The organism is Arthrobacter arabinosi (assembly GCF_054511115.1).
On sequence record NZ_JBTNDF010000001.1, the window covers coordinates 270,492 to 288,478 of the forward strand.

The following is a 17,987-nucleotide window of genomic DNA, read 5'->3' on the forward strand; positions in this document are numbered from 1 at the left end:
GGTCGAATGAGTGCTGAGGATCTTGAGAACTACGAAACCGACATGGAGCTGCAGCTCTACCGCGAGTACCGGGACGTCGTGGGTCTGTTCAGCTATGTCGTGGAGACGGAGCGCCGGTTCTACCTGGCGAACCACGTGGACCTCCAGGCGCGTTCGGCCGACGGCGAGGTCTACTTCGACCTGACGCTGCAGGACGCCTGGGTGTGGGACGTGTACCGCTCGGCCCGCTTCGTGAAGAACGTCCGTGTGATCACGTTCAAGGACGTCAACGTCGAGGAACTGGCCAAGTCGGACGACATCGCCCTGCCCAAGGACGGCACCCTGGGCAACTGACGCCCTGAGCGTGCAGGACGACTGCGTCAGGGCTCGTCGTCGTCCCCACTCCCATGAGGGAAGGCATCCTCGGCGTCCAGCGGGACGTCCGCGGCCTGCTCCTGGCGGTCCGCCTCCGAGCCTCCCGTCCCTTCGCCGGCGATCCCCACGCCGTCCGGGGCGGCCCCCTCGTCCAGCGGCGTGTCCTGTTCCAGCCGGTCGGCTTCCGAGCCGCCGGTTCCTTCTCCTGTCCCTCCTGTCCCTCCGCGTACGGGAGCCCCTGTCCCACCGGGCATGACATTCCTCTGCTCCGACACCGTGTCCTCCATCCCTCGACGGCGCGGCGCCCGTTCGGCTGCCGCTGCACCCACGGTAGGACGATGCCCGTCCGTCCACCAGAGGCCTGTCCCTCCGAGGAGGCCGCGTCCCCCGGTTGGTCCCATAACCGGCTTCCGCATGCCCGCGTCGCCCTCACCGAGGGATCACGCCCGCGCCGGCTCGACGGCGACGCAGGACCGCCCGGATCCTCCTGACCCCCGAGGCGTCAGCAGTTCTCCCGAACAGCCACCGCCGGCGCGAGGGGAGCCGTCCGGTAGGTAGTTCCTTCTCGGTTCTTGAGTGGTCGGCGGCCGAGCGGATAGTAGTAATTACTTGCTTTTATGGGCCAATTGAGCGAATAACGCGTAGGTGCTGCTCGTGTTATTCCCTTCTCCAATTCGTAGATTGAATGTTGAACGACTGAGCAATTCGCGCGAGGGGACCGCGCCTTCTGCCTTCACTCATGAAGTGTTCGCAGCATTCGCAGACTCTGAATGTGGCGTCGGCCGACCCCTGTCCGGAAGTGATCGGACAGTTCCGGGGTCGGCTTCAGCCTCAATTCATCGAGCGTCGCGATGTGCCGGTGCCACTTCCTATGAATGGAGAAAGAAAGTGAAACGTATTCCCGCTGCCCTCGGGAATCATGGGCCTGCTCCCGCCGGGCTCGACGTCGACGGCGGTCACCGCACCTGCAGAAGAACCTGACGTCTGCCGGTCCGGCGAGTCCGGGCCGGACCCCTTCGTCGCGACCGACAGCGGCGACAACCGACACGGCGACAACCGACAGGGTGACCACAGCCAGGACACGTCGCGCGCACCAGTTTCCCGACCGGCGGGCCGACATCCGGCGCCACCGGCCAGGCAGCAGCACGGATGTACAACCGTCGCGCAGCACCCACCAACCGTGATCGGAACGAGCGACATCTGCCATGCCACCGGACCCGCCCGGACAGCAGTCGTCGAACACGACCTACGACCGATCCACCTCGAACTCAACCACCATGAATTGCAGGCAGATATGAACAAGCGCACGGGGCTCCTCGCCCTCGCCGTCACCGCCGGTCTCAGCACCTTCTCCGTCGCCCCGGCATTCGCAGCAGGCCACAGCGCCGAACCCGTCGAACAGGTGTGCGGCGAAGGCACGAGCGGCAAGCAGGACATCACCGGGGCCGGAGGCCCGGAGGTCACCATTACCGCTCCGCAGGGACAGCTCATTGCGAGCTACTGCGTCAAGGCCGGTTCCTCGAAGCAGGACAACGGGCCCGAGACCGTCGACCTGTCCGTTCCCCAGTCGGAGGTGACGATCAGCCACTCCAGCGGGAAGGACCTTTCCCACTACTCCTATACGTTGGTCCCCGCGCCGGTCGTCGTTCCCACCCCGGAGACCCCGGAGGTGCCTGAGGTTCCCGAGGTTCCGACCCCGGAGGTTCCCGAGGTTCCCGAGGTTCCCGAGGTTCCGGCGCCGGAGACCCCCGCGACTCCGACCCCGGAGGTGCCGGAGGTTCCCGAAACCCCGACCCCGGAGGTGCCGGAGGTTCCCGAAACCCCGACCCCGGAGGTGCCGGAGGTTCCCGAGGTTCCGACCCCGGAGGTTCCCGAGGTGCCGGAGGTTCCCGAGGTTCCGACCCCGGAGACGCCCGCGACCGTGGAGGAGCCGACTCCCGAGCTTCCCGGGGAGGAGACCCCGGTGAAGGAGACTCCTGTCCAGAGCGCTCCTGTCGTCGGCGCACCGGTCGACGTGAAGATCCCCGTGACGGTGGACGTGCCCCTCACACCCGTCGTCGTGGACACCCCCGACAACGTACTCCCGGTGCTCGACCATGCAGCGGCCGGTGTCTACTACGAGAACTGCACCGAGGTTCGAAACGTACTGGGCCGCTCCATCCTCCTCGGTGACGAAGGCTTCCGAGCCGGTCTCGACCGGGACGGCGACGGCATCGGCTGCGAGCTGGATACCGACGGCAAGCGGACCGACGAGGGCACCGAGAGGAACACCGGCAACGGTGCAGTCTCCGTGACCGACGACGAGGCCGCTGACAGCACAGGGCAGCTCGCCTACACGGGCACGGACGAGAGCATGAAGATCGCCGGGGGCATCGGCGCCGGCCTCCTGGCGCTCGGCGCCGGGATGCTCCTGGCGGGCCGCGGCCGTCACCGCTCCGACACGGCCTAGCACGATCCAGTAGCACACGGGGAGGGGCCGGTTGTGACCAACCGGCCCCTCCCCGCCGTCCTGCTCGAGTCTCATCCAGCGATGCCGGGTCGCTCCCTCGGACACCGTGACGATCGCGCCCGGTTGTCCACATAGCCCGCTGCCGCATGCCCGGATCACCCTGCCGGGTCGACGCTGGGGGCGGAGGTGACAGCCATGGTGGCAAAGGATCAGTTGGGGCGTCGCGGGGAAGCGACAGCCGCCGTCTTCCTCGAGCGGGCGGGCCTGAGGATCATCGATCGGAACTGGCGGTGCCCGGCGGGGGAGATCGACCTCGTCGCGGTGGACGGCTCCACGCTGGTGATCGTGGAGGTCAAGACGCGCAGTTCGGACGATTTCGGGCAGCCCCTCGAGGCCATCACGGCCGGCAAGCTGCAGAGGCTCTACCGGCTCGCGTCGCAGTGGGCGCGCGCGCACAACCTGCGGTTCAGTGGTCTCCGCGTCGACGCGGTCGGCGTGCTCGACGACGGCACGGGAGCGCCGCGCATCGAACACGTGCGGGCCGTGATCTGATGGCGCTCGGACGCACCTACGCCGTGTCCCTGGTCGGCATGAACGGGCATGTCGTGGAGGTCGAAGCGGACATCGGGCAGACCCTGCCCGCGTTCGTGCTGCTCGGCCTCCCGGACGCCTCGCTCAACGAGGCCAAGGACCGCATCAGGGCCGCCGCCCGCAACGCCGGCGTGCCGCTCAGCCGCCGCAAGATCACGGTGAACCTCATCCCCGCGTCCCTGCCCAAGCGCGGGTCCTCGTTCGACCTCGCAATCGTCATGTCGGCGCTGGCCGCCGCCGGGGACGTCCGAGGCGTGGGTTCCACGGTCTTCATCGCCGAACTGGGACTGGACGGGCAGCTCCGGCCGGTCCGCGGCGTGCTGCCCGCCGTGATGGCTGCCGTCGACGCCGGGCACCACCGCATCGTCGTCGCTGAGGAGAACGCTCCGGAGGCCGCTCTCGTCCCCACCGCCGACGTCGGCTCCTATCGCACGCTCGCCGAGGTGGCGCTCGCCTACGGGGCGGACGCGGCGCAGGTCGCCCTGCCCGAGCCCGTCCTCCGCAGCGAGCCTGTCGTGCGGGCGGTCCGGCCCACGCCCACGCAGGACCTCTCCGACATCGCGGGGCAGCACGAGGCGAGATTCGCGCTCGAGATCGCCGCCGCCGGGGCGCACCACCTCCTGATGGTCGGACCTCCCGGTGCGGGCAAGACGATGCTCGCGGAGCGACTGCCCGGCATCCTCCCCGATCTCGAGGACGACCACGCGATGGAAGTGACGGCGATCCACAGCCTGTCCGGCGAGCGGCACTGCACCGAGCTGGTACGGAAGCCGCCCTTCGAAAGCCCGCACCACACGGCGACGCCCGCCGCCATCATCGGGGGTGGCAGCGGGATCCCGCGTCCGGGTGCAGCGTCGCGGGCGCACCGGGGCATCCTGTTCCTCGACGAGGCGCCGGAGTACGAGAGGCGGGTCCTCGAGGCGCTCCGGGAGCCGCTGGAGAGCGGCATGCTGGTGCTGCACCGAGCCTCCGGCACGGCGTCCTACCCTGCCCGCTTCCAGCTCGTCCTGGCCCTGAACCCGTGTCCCTGCGGTCTCGCGAACGGCAAGGGCATCGACTGCCTGTGCACGGCCCAACAGCGAAGGAGGTATTTCAACCGTCTCTCCGGTCCGCTGCTGGACCGCGTCGACCTGCAGCTGGCCGTCCAGCGGGTGAGCCTCGTCGACTACGCGGACGCCCGGTCGCCCGAGACCTCCGCCGCCGTGGCCGGTCGGGTCGCCGCGGCTCGGGCGGCCCAGCGCGAACGCCTCCGGCGCTGGAGCTACGCCACCAACTCCGAGGTCCAGGGGCGGATCCTCCGGGGGGAGCTGGCCCTTCCGCGAGCCGTCACAGCCCCCCTCGACCGGGCGCTGGACCGGAACCTCGTCAGCGCGCGCGGCTGGGATCGTGTCCTGCGGGTCGCATGGACCATCGCGGATCTCGCCGGACGCTCCCGTCCGACCACGGACGACGTCGTGACGGCCCTCGGTTTCCGCATGCAGGAGCGCGCCGCATGAGCCGGGAGCAGCAGGACCTCCGTCTCGCCCGGGCCGCCCTGTCACGACTGGTCGAACCCTCCGACGCCGTCGGCCTCGCACTGGTGTCGATCGTCGGCCCCCTGGATGCCCTGCGGATCGCACGGCGGGAGACCGGCGGGGGCCCGGACCTCCATCACCGGCTCTGTGCAGCACTCGATCTCCCCGACGGCCGACGCGTCCCCCTGGAGGACGCACTGGCGCGGTGGGCACCCCGCCTCCGCGACCTCGCACCCGAACGGGACCTCGGGACCCTCGACCGGCTCGGTGGGCGGCTCGTCATCCCCGAGTCCGACGAATGGCCCGCTGCACTGGATGACCTGCAGCAGGCGGCCCCGCTGTGCCTCTGGGTGCGGGGACCGCACGAGATCCCGCCATTCGAGCGCCTCGCCGCACTGGTCGGATCACGGGACAGCACCACCTACGGATCCTCCGTGACCACCGACCTCGCTTCAGGGCTCGCCGGCCGCGGCTACACGGTGGTCTCGGGCGGCGCCTATGGCATCGACGCTCAAGCGCACCGTGCCGCACTCGGCACGACCGGGGGCGGGAGTCCTGCCTCGACCATCGCCGTCCTGGCCTGCGGGATCGACCGGTACTACCCGGCCGGGAACGAGGACCTCCTGCGGACGATCGCCGACCAGGGCCTGCTCATCTCCGAGGTCCCGCCCGGCAGCTCCCCGACGCGGTGGCGTTTCCTCCAGCGCAATCGCCTGATTGCAGCGCTCTGCGCCGTCACGGTCGTGGTCGAGGCGCGCTGGCGCTCCGGCGCGCTCAACACCGCCCATCACGCGGCCGGCCTGGGCCGACCGGTCGGTGCGGTCCCGGGCTCCGTGCAGTCGGTCAACTCCGCCGGGTGCCATCGGCTGCTGAGGGACGGCACGGCGGTGTGCGTCACGGACGCTGCCGACGTCGCCGAACTCGCCGGCCCGTTCGGCTCCGAACCGCTCGGCGACCAGGCCCGGGCCGACGCCGCTCCGGTCCTCGAGCACGACGGCCTGACCATCCCCGACCTGCTGCTGCTGGACGCCCTCCCGGTCCGGGCAGCGACGACCGTCGACAAGCTGTCCATCGTGGCCGGCCTCTCCCCGCGGGACGTCATCGGCGGCCTTGCGCGCCTCGAGCTGGCAGGGCTCGCCGCCAGGGCCGACGGCGGGTGGCGCCGCCGGAGACCGTGAGGCGCCGTCGGACCGGCCAGCACCTACTGCCGCGGCACCACCCCGCCGAGATCCATCCATCGAGACCCGCTACCCAGGAGGACTCCCATGACCAGTACCCACGCCGTCGACCCTGACAACGAGCTGTGGCACCACGAGATCCAGTCCCCGGTGGGTCCTCTGACGATCGTCGCCGGGGCCGATGCGGTCGTCGGCCTGTACCACGAGGGGCACTCCCCGGCGCCGGCACCGGCCCGTCTCGGACACCGCATCGTTTGCAATCACCTGCCCGTGCGGGGCATCCCGCCGGCACCGGGAGGCCGAGCCGCGGCCCCGACAGCCGGGATGGTCGACCCACTCCTCCCGGAAGCCCCGGCCCCTCCCGCCCGAACCGTCGACCTGCTCTTCCGGGCGGCCCGTGAGCTCGGCGAGTACTTCGCCCGGTCACGACACGCCTTCGGCACTCCGATCGAGCTCCACGGCACGGACTTCCAGCGCCTGGTCTGGGCAGAGCTGCGCGCGATTCCCTACGGAGAGAGACGCAGCTACCGCGACATCGCCGCCCGGCTCGGCAACCCCGCGATGGGCCGGGCGATCGGGGCAGCAGTGCGGAGCAATCCCGTGTCGATCCTCGTGCCCGGCCACCGGGTGGTCAGCAGGACCGGCGCCGTGATCGGGTACGCCGCAGGGACCGACGTCAAGAGGGCGCTGCTCGAGCTGGAAGCGGGTAGCGGAGACGGATCCGGCCCCGCACCCGTGCAGGACGTGCAGCCGTGAGCCTGTCCGACAGCGGCATGCGGGCCGCCCCCGGGCAGGCAGGCTTGTGACCCGGCCGCACCCATCCCTCGGATCAGGGCCCGGACCCCGTCCGCGCTGGAGCCGCCAGCCGGAACGGACCGGTGGAGGAGTCGCCTACCGACACTCCGCCGCGATAGTGGTCCGGCCGGACGAAGGGCGCCGTGGATACTGGGAGCGGAGGAACTCATGGCAGACAGCAGTACGGCACTGGCGGACGGGCTCCGTGCGGGCCTCGACGGATTCGGGAACTACCTGACACGGGAGCGCAACCGCTCCGAGCACACGGTGCGCGCGTACCTGAAGGACGTGGAACTCTTCCTGCTGCACGCGGGGGAGTCGGGCGTCACCGCGCTGACACAGCTGGAACTGCGGCATTTCCGTGCCTGGCTGGGTGCGCTCGACGCCGCGGCCCTGGCGCGGTCGACGATCGCCCGCAGGGCCGCGTCGGTCCGCACGTTCATGGACTGGGCCGTCCGCGAGGAGCTGGTCCCCGTCAATCCCGCCCTCCGCCTCCGCGCACCCAAACGCACCAGCACCCTGCCCGCCGTCCTCAGCCAGCCGCAGGCGGCCGCGATGTTCACGGGCGCCGCCGAGCGGACCGCGCCGGGCGACCCCCACGAGCTGCAGCTGCATGCGATGCTCGAACTGCTGTACGGGACGGGCGTCCGCGTCGGCGAGCTTGTGGGACTCGACATCGACGACCTCGACACCGAGCGCCGTACCCTCGTGGTCCTCGGCAAGGGGGCGAAGGAGCGCACCGTCCCCTACGGCGTGCCCGCCGCCCACGCCGTCGACGACTGGCTCCGGATCGGCCGGCCGCAGTGGGCGTCCGACAGGAGCGGACCGGCCCTCTTCCTGGGACGGCGAGGGGGGCGCATCGACCAGAGAGCCGTGCGCACACAGGTCAGGACAATCCTCGACGCGCTGGGCGACACCGCCGCGCGCGGACCGCACGCGCTCCGCCACAGTGCCGCGACCCACCTGCTCGACGGCGGTGCCGATCTCCGCGCGGTCCAGGAGATCCTCGGACACTCCAGCCTCGCCACGACGCAGCTGTACACCCATGTGTCGGTCGACCGGCTCCGCCGCAGCTACGAGCAGGCGCACCCCAGGGCGTGAAGCAATCGATGCCCGGAGCGCCTTGTCCGGCGCCGTTCGTCCGCGGAACGGACGACGGGCCGCCGGAGTGGCGAAATTCACGCGCCTCGTGCAGAATGAGCAGGAGTTAGGCGGTTCCCGCATGGTAGCGGGAGGTCTCGTGAAGCTCTGCCAGGTTCATCGCACTGTCACCATCCGCTGCAGGTCGTTGGGGAAGACGTACCTACAGCTATGGAGGATGGAATGTCTGTTGTGATGGCGCGCGGTGTCTTGTACGTGCACTCGGCCCCTACTGCGTTGTGCCCCCACGTCGAATGGGCGATCGGCTCTGTGCTTGACAAGCGCATCGACATGGAGTGGACAGCGCAGCCTGCCGCGCCCGGAATGCTGCGCGCCGAGCTGTCCTGGATCGGACCCCAGGGCTCGGGTGCGCAGTTGGCTTCCGCCCTCCGCGGCTGGGCGCACCTTCGCTATGAGGTCACAGAGGAGCAGAGCGCCGGCGCCGACGGCGGCCGGTGGTCGCACACCCCGGAACTCGGCATCTTCCACGCCACGACGGACGTCCACGGCAACATCATGGTGACCGAGGACCGCATCCGGTACGCCTATGAGGCGGGAGCCGGTGACCCCGCCGCCGTCTACCACGAGCTCTCCCTCGCGCTCGGTGAATCGTGGGACGAGGAGCTCGAGCCCTTCCGGCATGCGGCCGAGGGCGCTCCCGTGCGCTGGCTGCACCAGGTCGGCTGACCGGCCGCTACGCTCCGACGAGAAAGGCGCCACCCGATCAGGGTGGCGCCTTTCCGCTGTCGTGGGCTCAGGCGTTCCGGAGGACGATGACGGCGTTGTGGCCGCCGAACCCGAAGGAGTTGCTCAGGGCGACGATGTCCCCCGACGGCAGGTCCCGCGGGGCCGTCACGACGTCGAGGGGGATCTCCGGATCCTGGTTGTCGAGGTTGATGGTCACCGGAACCTTACGCTCGTGGATCGCGAGGACCGTCATGACCGCTTCCACGGCACCGGACGCTCCGAGGAGGTGACCGGTCTGGGACTTCGTCGCCGAGACGGCGACGTCCTGCACGTGGCGGCCCAGCGCCGACTTCAGGGCGGTGTACTCGGGCTTGTCACCGACCGGCGTCGACGTGGCGTGCGCATTGACGTGGACCACGTCCTCGGCCTGGGCGCGGGCGTCGAAGAGCGCCGCCTTCAGGGCGCGGGTCGCCCCCAGCCCCTCGGGGTCCGGAGCCGTGATGTGGTAGGCATCCGCGGTCACCGACGTGCCGGCGAGCTCGGCGTAGATGCGTGCGCCGCGGGCGAGGGCGTGCTCCTCGGCCTCGATGACGAGCGCTCCCGCGCCTTCGCCCATGACGAAGCCGTCACGGCCCGTGTCGTAGGGGCGCGACGCGAGCTCGGGCTCGTCGTTCCGGCGGGACAGCGCCTGCATGGCCGCGAACGCGGCGATCGGCATCGGGTGGATCGCGGCCTCGGCGCCGCCGCACATGACGACGTCGGCCTTGCCCGACCGGATCAGGTCGAGGCCCAGATGCAGGGCCTCGGTGCCGGAGGCGCAGGCGGACACCGGGGTGTGGGCGCCGGCGCGGGCGCCCAGGTCCAGGCTGACGGCCGCTGCGGGGCCGTTGGGCATCAGCATCGGCACGGTCATGGGCAGGACCCGCCGGGGGCCCTTCTCCCGCAGCGTGTCCCAGGCGTCGAGCAGCGTCCACACGCCGCCGATGCCGGTGGCGAACGCGACGGCGAGGCGGTCCTTGTCGACCTCCTCGATTCCCGAGTCCCGCCACGCCTCACGGGAGGCGACGACGGCGAACTGCGTGGACGGGTCCATCCGCTTGGCCTCGACCCGCGAGAGGACCTCCGACGCGGGGGTGGCGATCTGGGCGGCGAACGTGACCGGCAGCTCGAACTCCTGCACCCAGTCGGCCTCGATGGTCCGTGCGCCCGACATGCCCTTGAGCGAGTTGGCCCACATGGTCGGGACGTCCCCGCCGATCGGGGTGGTTGCACCGAGTCCGGTGATGACGACTTTGCGTGGCATGGTCACTCTTTCGAAGCTGGGAGGTGCGCCGGCACAACCGGGGCGGGGGGATTACGCGTGCGGCCGCTCACGGCGGGGACGCCGGGAGCGGCCGCAGCGCTCGGACCTGCAGGAACTAGGCCTGCGCGCCCGAGATGAAGTTCACGGCGTCGCCGACGGTCTTCAGGTTCTTGACTTCCTCGTCCGGGATGCGGACCCCGAACTTCTCCTCGGCGTTGACGACGATGGTCATCATCGAGATGGAGTCGATGTCCAGGTCGTCGGTGAAGGACTTGTCCATCTCCACGGACTCGGGGGCGAGACCCGTCTCCTCGTTGACGATTTCTGCCAGTCCGGTCAGGATCTCTTCGTTGCTAGCCATGGTGGCTCCTTTTCTGTTCTTGCCGGTGCACCGGCGGGGATGATCAAACCGCACTCTCGCGGTCTGGGCTTGAAAACTAGGGAAGGACTACGACCTGCGCCCCGAAGACGAGGCCCGCGCCGAAACCGATCTGCAGAGCGAGCTTTCCGCTGAGCGACGGCTGTTCCTTGAGCGTGCGATGCATGGCGAGGGGGATCGAGGCGGCCGAGGTGTTGCCGGCGTCCACGATGTCCCGGGCCACGTAGACGTGCTCGGGGAGTTTCAGCTGCTTCACCATCTCATCGATGATACGGATGTTGGCCTGATGGGGGAGGAACACCTCCAGCTCGTCCGCGGTCACGCCGGCGGCGTCCAGCGCGCTCTGGGCGACCTTCGCCATCTCCCAGACGGCCCACCGGAACACCGTGGGCCCGTCCTGGCGCATGGTGGGCCAGAGGCTCTCGCGCCCGGCCTCGGCGTCCGCCTCGTGCTCGGTGTCGGTGGCGACGGTGCCGAGCGAGTAGTCGCGCACGTCGATGAGGGAACGGTTCATGCGGATGGCCGCGTGCTTGCTGCCGTCCGAGCCCCACACGGACGGGCCGATGCCGGGCGCGTCGCTGGGGCCGATCACGACGGCGCCGCCGCCGTCCCCGAGGAGGAAGGAGATGGTGCGGTCGGAGTTGTCGATGAAGTCCGAGAGCTTCTCGACGCCTACGACGAGGACGTACTCGGCGGCCCCGGCATGCACGAGGGCGTCGGCCTGCGCGATGCCGTAGCAGTAGCCGGCGCATGCTGCGGAGATGTCGTACGCCGGAGCCGGCGTCGCGCCCAGCCGGTCGGTGAGCTGCGCGGCTGCGGACGGCGTGGCGTACGGGTGGGTCACGGTCGAGACCAGGACGGCGCCTAGCTGCGAGGCCTCGATACCCGCGGCGGCCAGCGCCTCGCGGGAGGCGGCCTCCGCCATGTCGATGACGCTGACGTCGCGGGGCGCCCGGTGCCGGGTCACGATGCCGGTCCGCTGCCGGATCCACTCGTCCGAGGAGTCGATCCACTGGCACACGTCGTCGTTGGTGACGATGATCTCCGGCCGGTAGGCGCCGACGCCGAGGATGCGGGTGTGCTCGCGGAGGGGGGCTTGCTTGATGGCGGTGATGCTCACTGGGGTCCTTCTGAGGTAAGGGACGGATCGAGATCCGAGGTCCGCGAGTGCTCCTCGATGAAGCTGCGGGCGGCGTCCAGGTCCTCTGGCGACTTTACTGCGAGAGCCGCCGTACCGCGCATTCCGCGCTTGGCCAGCCCGGTCAGGGTGCCCGCGGGCGACAGTTCGATCATCCCGGTGACACCCATCGCCTGCATGGACTCCATGCAGAGATCCCAGCGCACCGGGCGCGAGACCTGGGCGATCAGGCTGTCCAGGTTGGCCTCGCCACCGGCGACCGGCCGTCCGTCGTGGTTGGACAGCAGGGTTGCGAGCGGGTCGGTGGGGGTGAGGCTCGGGCGCAGGGCCTCGAGAGCCGTCACTGCCGGCGCCATGTGGCTCGTGTGGAAGGCCCCCGCGACCTTCAGCGCGATCACGCGGGCCTTGGCCGGGGGAGCGTCGGCGAGGGCGGCCAGCTGCTCGAGCGTGCCGGCCGCGACGACCTGCCCGCCTCCGTTGGCGTTCGCTGCGGTGAGGCCGAGTCCGGCGAGGACGGCGGCGACCTCGCCGGGATCGCCGCCCAGGACCGCGCTCATGCCGGTGGGCAGGGCGGCGGCGGCTTCGGCCATGGCGTTCGCGCGGACGCGGACGAAGGCGACGGCGTCGTCCTCGGTGAGCGCGCCGGCGACCGCCGACGCGGTCAGTTCGCCCACGGAGTGCCCCGCGACGACGGTGGCCGCGGTGAGCAGGTGGTCCTGGAGGATCAGTCGTGCGGTGACGAGGCCGGCGGCGACGATCAGCGGCTGGGCGACGGCGGTGTCCTTGATGGTCTCCTCGTCGGAGACGGTGCCGTGGCGGACGAGGTCGGTGCCGGCGCGATCGCCGAGCTGCTCCAGGTGGTCCCGGACTCCGGGTAGCTCGAGCCAGGGGCTCAGGAAGCCCGGTGTCTGTGAGCCCTGTCCGGGGCAGGCGATTGCAAGCACTGTTCCAGCTTTCCAAATCGGGGGAGGAATATCGGGTGTTCGGCTGAACTAAGCTGCCTGTGCGTCCTTGTAGGAAGTCTACAAGGAGCCGGCTCGGACGGCGGCTGGGCCCGGACCGGCATCGGCCGGGGTGGCACGCGCCGCGCGCCCCGTGGCGGAGGCCGCTCCGCCGGTGCCGGCGGCGGTCTGCGCCGGCGCGAGACGGCCGACGACCAGCGCCGTCTGGAGGACGTACGCCTCGCGGGGGACGAGCGGATCCCAGCCCGTCACGTCGCAGACGCGGCGCAGGCGGTACCGGACGGTGTTCGCGTGGACGAAGAGGGAGCGCGAGGTGGCCTCGAGGGAGTGCCCGAGGCTGAGGTAGGCGGACAGGGTCTGCTCGAGTCCGTTCGAGGCGGCGAGAAGCGGGCGGTAGATCGTCCTGATGAGGGCTCGCCGGGCGGTGTCGTCCCCTGACATCACCCGTTCGGGCCACAGGTCCTCGGAGGAGACGGGGCGGGGCGCTCCCGGCCAGGCGCGGGCAGCCGTCAGCCCCGCGAAGGCCGCCTGGGCCGAACTGCTCGCCGCGACCAGTGACTCCGCCTCGGGCCCGAAGACGACGGCGCCGTCGCCGAAGAGCTCGCTGATCCTCGGATAGGCCTTGGCGTCGTCCCGGACGCCGCCGAGGACGAGGATGAGCCGCTCGCCCTGGATGCCGACGAGGACGTCCTCGGCCAGGCGCCCGGTGACGCGGCGGAGTTCGTTGAGGAAGCCGGCGTTGGGCTCCCGGGGCGCGCTGCCGACCATCACGGTGATGCAGGCCTGGGACTGCCAGCCGACGGCGGCGATCCGGGAGCGGAGCGCGTCCGAGCTCTCCCCGCGCAGGATGGCGTCCACCACGAGCGCTTCGAGCCGCGTGTCCCACGATCCCCGGGTCTCGGCGGCCCGGGCATAGACGTCGGCCGCGGCGAAGGCGACCTCGCGCGAGTAGCGGAGCACGGCTTCACGCAGGGGCCCCTGGTCGGCGGCCGGCGCGAGGAACGGCACGTGGTCCTCGACGACCTGCACCACCACCCGGATGAGCTGGAGTGCCTTCTGGAGGCTGATGGAGCGGGTGAGCTCCGTCGGGGCCGTCCCGAAGACGTCGCTCAGGACCCAGGCCGGTGAGACCGGCTTCTGGTACCAGTTCACGAAGGACGCGATGCCCTTCTGCGCCACCATCCCGAGGGCGGAGCGTTCGTCGGGGCGCAGCCCGCGGTACCAGGGGAGGTCGGCGTCGAGCTGCCTGAGCGTCGCGGTGGACAGCGACCCGATGGTGGCGCGCAGCTTCTCGACGGTCGCCGGATCCGGGGGAGCGGTGCCCGCGTTGGTCGCACCACCGGTGGTCGGCGCGCTCGCGGGAACATCTTCAGGCTGCGGCATCCTCCGAGCATACGGTCTCCGCCCCGTCGCATCCCAGTTGTGAGAAGGCTACAAAAAGGGCGACGGCGGGAACAGGTTTCGACCTGCTCCCGCCGCCGCCCCTTCCGGGGACGTGCGGCCTAGGCGTCGCCGCCCGTGTTGCCGGTGGTGCCGGCGTTCACGTCGAGGAGGCGGTACTTCTCGATCGCTTCCTTCGGCGCGTTGACGTCGACCTCGCCGCGACGGGCGAGCATCTCGAGCGCGCGGACGACCACCGAGTGGCTGTCGATCTTGAAGAACCGGCGGGCCGCCGCGCGGGTGTCCGAGAAGCCGAAGCCGTCGGCCCCGAGGGTCGCGAACTCGTTCGGCAGGAACTGTCGGATCTGGTCGGGAACCGCCTTCATGAAGTCGGACACCGCGACGATCGGGCCCGTCGCACCTTCGAGCTGCTGCGTGACGAACGGCGTGCGTGCTTCGGCACCCGGGTTGAGGAAGGCCTCCTCCTCGGCGTCGAGGCCGTCGCGGCGCAGTTCGTTCCAGGAGGTCACGGACCAGACATCGGCGGAGACCCCCCACTCGTCCGCGAGGATCTGCTGTGCCTCCAGGGCCCACGGCACGGCCACGCCGGAGGCGAGCAGCTGCGTCCTCGGTCCGTCGACCTTGGCGGGCTTGAGCAGGTAGATGCCCTTGAGCAGACCCTCGACGTCCAGTTCCTCCGGCTCGGCCGGCTGCTGGAACGGCTCGTTGTACACCGTGATGTAGTACATGACATTGCGGAAGGAATCCGGCTTGTCGCCGATGTCCCCGTACATCCGCTTGAGGCCGTCGCGGACGATGAACCCGATCTCGTAACCGAACGCCGGGTCGTAGGTGACGACGGCGGGATTGGTCGAGGCGAGGATCGGGGAGTGGCCGTCGGCGTGCTGCAGGCCTTCGCCGGTCAGCGTGGTCCGTCCGGCGGTGGCCCCGATGATGAAGCCGCGCGCCATCTGGTCAGCGGCTGCCCAGATGGAGTCGCCGGTCCGCTGGAAGCCGAACATCGAGTAGAACACGTAGATGGGGATCAGCGGTTCGCCCTGCGTGGCGTACGCGGAGCCGGCGGCCGTGAAGGCCGCCATCGATCCCGCCTCGTTGATGCCCGCGTGGAGGATCTGCCCCTGGATGGACTCCTTGTAGGCGAGCACGAGGTCGCGGTCCACGGACAGGTAGTTCTGGCCCTTGGGGTTGTAGATCTTGGCTGTCGGGAAGAACGAGTCCATACCGAAGGTGCGCGCCTCGTCGGGGATGATCGGCACGATGCGCTTGCCGAACTCCTTGTCGCGCATCAGGTCCTTGAGGATGCGGACGAACGCCATGGTGGTGGCGGCCATCTGCTTCCCGGAGCCCTTCTTGGCCATCTCGTACGCCTTGTCGCCGGGCAGGACGACGTCGGCGTGACTGGTGCGGCGCTCGGGGACGAAGCCGCCGAGTTCACGCCGGCGCTCGAGCAGGTACTTGATCTCGGGCGCGTCGGCGCCCGGGTGGTAGTACGGCGCGTTGTAGAGATCGGAGTCGATCTGCTCGTCGGTGACGGGGATCCGCAGGTGGTCGCGGAAGGCCTTCAGATCGGCGTTCGTGAGCTTCTTCATCTGGTGGGTCGCGTTGCGGCCCTCGAAGTGCGGGCCCAGGCCGTAGCCCTTCACGGTCTTCGCGAGGATGACGGTCGGCTTGCCCTTGAACTCGGTGGCCGCCTTGTATGCCGCGTACACCTTGCGGTAGTCATGGCCGCCGCGCTTGAGCTTCCAGATCTCGTCGTCGGAGAGGTCCTCGACCATGGCCTTCGTCTCCGCCGACTTGCCGAAGAAGTGGTCCCGGACGAAGCCCCCGGACTCGGCCTTGTAGGTCTGGTAGTCGCCGTCGGGCGTCTGGTTCATGATGTCCACGAGCGCACCGTGCCGGTCCTTGGCGAGCAGCGAGTCCCACTCGCGTCCCCAGACGACCTTGATGACGTTCCAGCCGGCGCCGCGGAAGAAGGCCTCGAGCTCCTGCATGATCTTGCCGTTGCCGCGGACCGGCCCGTCGAGGCGCTGCAGGTTGCAGTTGATGACGAAGTTCAGGTTGTCCAGGTTCTCGTTCGCGGCGAGCTGGAGCAGGCCGCGCGATTCGGGCTCGTCCATCTCGCCGTCACCGAGGAACGCCCACACCTGCTGCTCCGAGGTGTCCTTGAGGCCGCGGTTGTGCAGGTAGCGGTTGGACTGCGCCTGGTAGATCGCGTTCATGGGCCCGATGCCCATCGACACGGTCGGGAATTCCCAGAAGTGCGGCATGAGGCGGGGGTGCGGGTAGGAGGACAGCGCGTGGCCCTCCTTCGACTTCTCCTGGCGGAAGCCGTCGAGGTCCTCCTCGGTGATGCGTCCCTCGAGGTAGGCGCGGGCATACATGCCGGGGGAGGCGTGACCCTGGAAGAAGATCTGGTCGCCGCCGCCCGGGTGGTCCTTGCCCTTGAAGAAGTGGTTGAAGCCGACCTCGTACAGGGTCGCCGCTCCCGCGTACGTCGAGATGTGGCCGCCGACGCCGATCTCCGGGCGCTGGGAGCGGTGCACCATCACGGCCGCGTTCCAGCGGAGCCAGGCGCGGTACTTGCGCTCGATCTCCTCGTCACCGGGGAACTCCGGTTCCTGGTCCGCCGGGATGGTGTTGACGTAGTCCGTCGTCGTGACCATCGGGACGCCCACGGACTGGGCACCCGCACGCTGGAGGAGCGAACGCATGATGTACTGGGCGCGTTCGGTGCCCTGGGTGCGGATCAGCTCGTCGAGGGACTCGATCCACTCGGCGGTCTCCTCGGGATCCCCGTCGGGCTTGCCGGCAGTCAGACCGCTCAGAATATCCGCCGTACCTTGTTCTGCAGCCACGCGATATCTCTCCACTTCCACAGATTCTGTCTGTGTCGCTTTACGCCTGCGCACGGCTCGTGGGCCCGCGCAGAGATGCATGCCCGGTGTGTGCAGCCAGGCCATATAGTGGTTCACTCTATCGCCGTCGTGCGCCGGATGCGTAGCGGGACCGGGGCCGCCGGGCAGATTACGCCGAGGGCTTGTGCGCGGGCGCCGCGGGGGAGACGCGGGCCGGTCCGGCGGCCGTGCCGGCGATTCCGCCCGCTGGCTTGATGCTTTGCCCATAAGGGTGTTGGCTGGTAGCCATGTACATCTACAGCAGGGTCCGTCGGGCGACAGTCCCGTCTTTCCAGGAGGAGACAAGTGAGCGAGGCTGAAGCTGCCACAGCGGTCGACGTGGCAGGCAAGTTGGGTTTGAAGGCAGGGGACCTGGTCCAGGAACTCGGTTACGACGACGACGTCGACTTCGACTTCCGCGAGAACCTCGAGGACGGCCTCGGGTCCGAGCTGCTCACCGAGGACGACCAGGACGTCGTGGACGGTGTCCTCCTGTGGTGGCGGACCGGCGACGGTGACCTCGTCGACGCCCTCGTGGATGCCCTGACCTCCCTGGGCGGCAACGGCGTCGTCTGGCTCCTCACGCCGAAGTCGGGCCGGCCCGGGTACGTACCACCCGCAGATATCCAGGAAGCCGCCCCGACGGCAGGCCTGCACTCCACGTCCTCAGCCGGCGTGTCCAAGGAATGGGCCGCCACCCGGCTCGTCAGCCGCCGGAAGCAGTAGGCCGTGCCTCTCGACGTGGGATCGGTTGCGCCGGGGTTCGCCCTGGCGAACCAGTTCGGCGAGACGGTCACCCGCTCCTCCCTGGTCGGCGGTTCCGTCGTCGTCTTCTTCCCGTTCGCGTTCTCCCGGGTCTGCACGGACGAACTCGGCCAGCTCCGCGACAACCTGGACCTGTTCGACGCCGCCGCGGTGACCCTCGTGGCGGTCTCCGTGGATCACAAGTACACGCTGCGCGCGTTCGCCGACGCCAACGACATCTCCTTCGACCTCCTGGCCGATTTCTGGCCGCACGGGGCGGTCACGCGCGCCTATGGGGCCTTCGACGAGGAGCACGGCTACGCGGACCGGGTCAGCTACGTGCTCGACGGCTCTGGAGTGGTCCGGGCGGTCATCTCCTCCTCCCATGGACAGGGCCGGCCGATCGCCGACTACGCCCGCGCGCTGAGCTCGGTCGAAGCGGTCCTGTGACTGCGCCG

The 17,987-nt window shown here is 69.9% G+C and carries 17 protein-coding genes; 10 read left to right on the plus strand and 7 right to left on the minus strand.

Annotation, left to right across the window (positions count from 1 at the left end; translation table 11 throughout):
* Window positions 1–6 precede the first annotated feature (6 nt).
* On the plus strand, window positions 7–333 hold the full coding sequence (locus tag ACX80P_RS01295; RefSeq protein ID WP_043445771.1) for a DUF2469 domain-containing protein: 327 nt from the start codon (window positions 7–9) through the stop codon (window positions 331–333).
* A 26-nt stretch (window positions 334–359) separates the two neighbouring features.
* Here ACX80P_RS01295 and ACX80P_RS01300 read toward each other — a convergent pair whose 3' ends face one another.
* Window positions 360–608, minus strand: coding sequence for an Rv3202a family protein (locus ACX80P_RS01300; RefSeq protein WP_459276217.1), 249 nt, complete (start codon window positions 606–608; stop codon window positions 360–362).
* Window positions 609–1,534: 926 nt separating this feature from the next.
* On the opposite strand from ACX80P_RS01300, the gene ACX80P_RS01305 reads away from it, so the two are divergent.
* The 7 genes from ACX80P_RS01305 (at window position 1,535) to ACX80P_RS01335 (ending at window position 8,708) form a co-directional block, all read left to right on the plus strand.
* On the plus strand, window positions 1,535–2,803 hold the full coding sequence (locus tag ACX80P_RS01305; RefSeq protein ID WP_459276219.1) for an excalibur calcium-binding domain-containing protein: 1,269 nt from the start codon (window positions 1,535–1,537) through the stop codon (window positions 2,801–2,803).
* Between the two features lie 186 nt (window positions 2,804–2,989).
* Window positions 2,990–3,355 carry a YraN family protein gene (locus ACX80P_RS01310; protein ID WP_459276220.1) on the plus strand — a complete coding sequence of 122 codons (366 nt, stop codon included), beginning with the start codon at window positions 2,990–2,992 and terminating at the stop codon, window positions 3,353–3,355.
* Window positions 3,355–4,890: a YifB family Mg chelatase-like AAA ATPase gene (locus ACX80P_RS01315; protein ID WP_459276221.1), complete on the plus strand. Its 1,536-nt coding sequence runs from the start codon at window positions 3,355–3,357 to the stop codon at window positions 4,888–4,890. The genes ACX80P_RS01310 and ACX80P_RS01315 overlap by 1 nt, the downstream gene beginning before the upstream one ends.
* Entirely contained in the window at window positions 4,887–6,086 is a 1,200-nt protein-coding gene (gene dprA / locus ACX80P_RS01320) for a DNA-processing protein DprA (RefSeq protein ID WP_459276222.1), read from the plus strand. Before ACX80P_RS01315 ends, dprA begins: the two co-directional genes overlap by 4 nt.
* A gap of 87 nt (window positions 6,087–6,173) precedes the next feature.
* Complete coding sequence (locus ACX80P_RS01325) at window positions 6,174–6,842, plus strand: methylated-DNA--[protein]-cysteine S-methyltransferase (protein WP_459276223.1); 669 nt, start codon at window positions 6,174–6,176, stop codon at window positions 6,840–6,842.
* Between the two features lie 207 nt (window positions 6,843–7,049).
* Window positions 7,050–7,982 (plus strand): tyrosine recombinase XerC, encoded by a 933-nt coding sequence (locus ACX80P_RS01330; protein ID WP_459276224.1) that lies wholly within the window; start codon window positions 7,050–7,052, stop codon window positions 7,980–7,982.
* 222 nt (window positions 7,983–8,204) lie between these two features.
* Window positions 8,205–8,708: a DUF3145 domain-containing protein gene (locus tag ACX80P_RS01335; protein ID WP_459276225.1), complete on the plus strand. Its 504-nt coding sequence runs from the start codon at window positions 8,205–8,207 to the stop codon at window positions 8,706–8,708.
* 67 nt (window positions 8,709–8,775) lie between these two features.
* On the opposite strand, the gene fabF is transcribed toward ACX80P_RS01335, so the two are convergent.
* The 6 genes from fabF to aceE all read right to left on the minus strand — a co-directional run bounded on the left by fabF (window position 8,776) and on the right by aceE (window position 16,746).
* Complete coding sequence (gene fabF / locus ACX80P_RS01340; RefSeq protein ID WP_459276226.1) at window positions 8,776–10,011, minus strand: beta-ketoacyl-ACP synthase II; 1,236 nt, start codon at window positions 10,009–10,011, stop codon at window positions 8,776–8,778.
* Between the two features lie 115 nt (window positions 10,012–10,126).
* The gene (locus ACX80P_RS01345) at window positions 10,127–10,372 is read right to left on the minus strand and encodes an acyl carrier protein (RefSeq protein ID WP_043445747.1); all 246 of its coding nucleotides are present in this window, start codon (window positions 10,370–10,372) and stop codon (window positions 10,127–10,129) included.
* 76 nt (window positions 10,373–10,448) lie between these two features.
* Window positions 10,449–11,510, minus strand: coding sequence for a beta-ketoacyl-ACP synthase III (locus ACX80P_RS01350; RefSeq protein WP_459276227.1), 1,062 nt, complete (start codon window positions 11,508–11,510; stop codon window positions 10,449–10,451).
* Window positions 11,507–12,472 carry an ACP S-malonyltransferase gene (locus ACX80P_RS01355; protein WP_459276228.1) on the minus strand — a complete coding sequence of 322 codons (966 nt, stop codon included), beginning with the start codon at window positions 12,470–12,472 and terminating at the stop codon, window positions 11,507–11,509. The genes ACX80P_RS01350 and ACX80P_RS01355 overlap by 4 nt, the downstream gene beginning before the upstream one ends.
* Before the next feature lie 78 nt (window positions 12,473–12,550).
* Window positions 12,551–13,873, minus strand: a complete 1,323-nt coding sequence (locus tag ACX80P_RS01360; RefSeq protein WP_459276229.1) for a PucR family transcriptional regulator — start codon at window positions 13,871–13,873, stop codon at window positions 12,551–12,553.
* Window positions 13,874–13,992: 119 nt separating this feature from the next.
* On the minus strand, window positions 13,993–16,746 hold the full coding sequence (gene aceE / locus ACX80P_RS01365) for a pyruvate dehydrogenase (acetyl-transferring), homodimeric type (protein WP_459276230.1): 2,754 nt from the start codon (window positions 16,744–16,746) through the stop codon (window positions 13,993–13,995).
* Window positions 16,747–17,091: 345 nt separating this feature from the next.
* Here aceE and ACX80P_RS01370 point away from each other — a divergent pair, with 345 nt between their 5' ends.
* Both ACX80P_RS01370 and ACX80P_RS01375 read left to right on the plus strand, forming a co-directional pair.
* Complete coding sequence (locus ACX80P_RS01370) at window positions 17,092–17,511, plus strand: DUF3052 domain-containing protein (protein WP_459276231.1); 420 nt, start codon at window positions 17,092–17,094, stop codon at window positions 17,509–17,511.
* Between the two features lie 3 nt (window positions 17,512–17,514).
* Window positions 17,515–17,979 (plus strand): redoxin domain-containing protein, encoded by a 465-nt coding sequence (locus ACX80P_RS01375; RefSeq protein WP_459276232.1) that lies wholly within the window; start codon window positions 17,515–17,517, stop codon window positions 17,977–17,979.
* The last annotated feature ends 8 nt before the right edge of the window (window positions 17,980–17,987 follow it).

Bases quoted from the DNA above. Each gene is read 5' to 3' on its own strand.
- ACX80P_RS01295 (WP_043445771.1), top strand. From the start codon at position 7: ATGAGTGCTGAGGATCTTGAGAACTACGAAACCGACATGGAGCTGCAG.
- ACX80P_RS01300 (WP_459276217.1), bottom strand. From the start codon at position 608: ATGCCCGGTGGGACAGGGGCTCCCGTACGCGGAGGGACAGGAGGGACA.
- ACX80P_RS01315 (WP_459276221.1), top strand. From the start codon at position 3,355: ATGGCGCTCGGACGCACCTACGCCGTGTCCCTGGTCGGCATGAACGGG.
- dprA (WP_459276222.1), top strand. From the start codon at position 4,887: ATGAGCCGGGAGCAGCAGGACCTCCGTCTCGCCCGGGCCGCCCTGTCA.
- ACX80P_RS01325 (WP_459276223.1), top strand. From the start codon at position 6,174: ATGACCAGTACCCACGCCGTCGACCCTGACAACGAGCTGTGGCACCAC.
- ACX80P_RS01330 (WP_459276224.1), top strand. From the start codon at position 7,050: ATGGCAGACAGCAGTACGGCACTGGCGGACGGGCTCCGTGCGGGCCTC.
- ACX80P_RS01335 (WP_459276225.1), top strand. From the start codon at position 8,205: ATGTCTGTTGTGATGGCGCGCGGTGTCTTGTACGTGCACTCGGCCCCT.
- fabF (WP_459276226.1), bottom strand. From the start codon at position 10,011: ATGCCACGCAAAGTCGTCATCACCGGACTCGGTGCAACCACCCCGATC.
- ACX80P_RS01345 (WP_043445747.1), bottom strand. From the start codon at position 10,372: ATGGCTAGCAACGAAGAGATCCTGACCGGACTGGCAGAAATCGTCAAC.
- ACX80P_RS01360 (WP_459276229.1), bottom strand. From the start codon at position 13,873: ATGCCGCAGCCTGAAGATGTTCCCGCGAGCGCGCCGACCACCGGTGGT.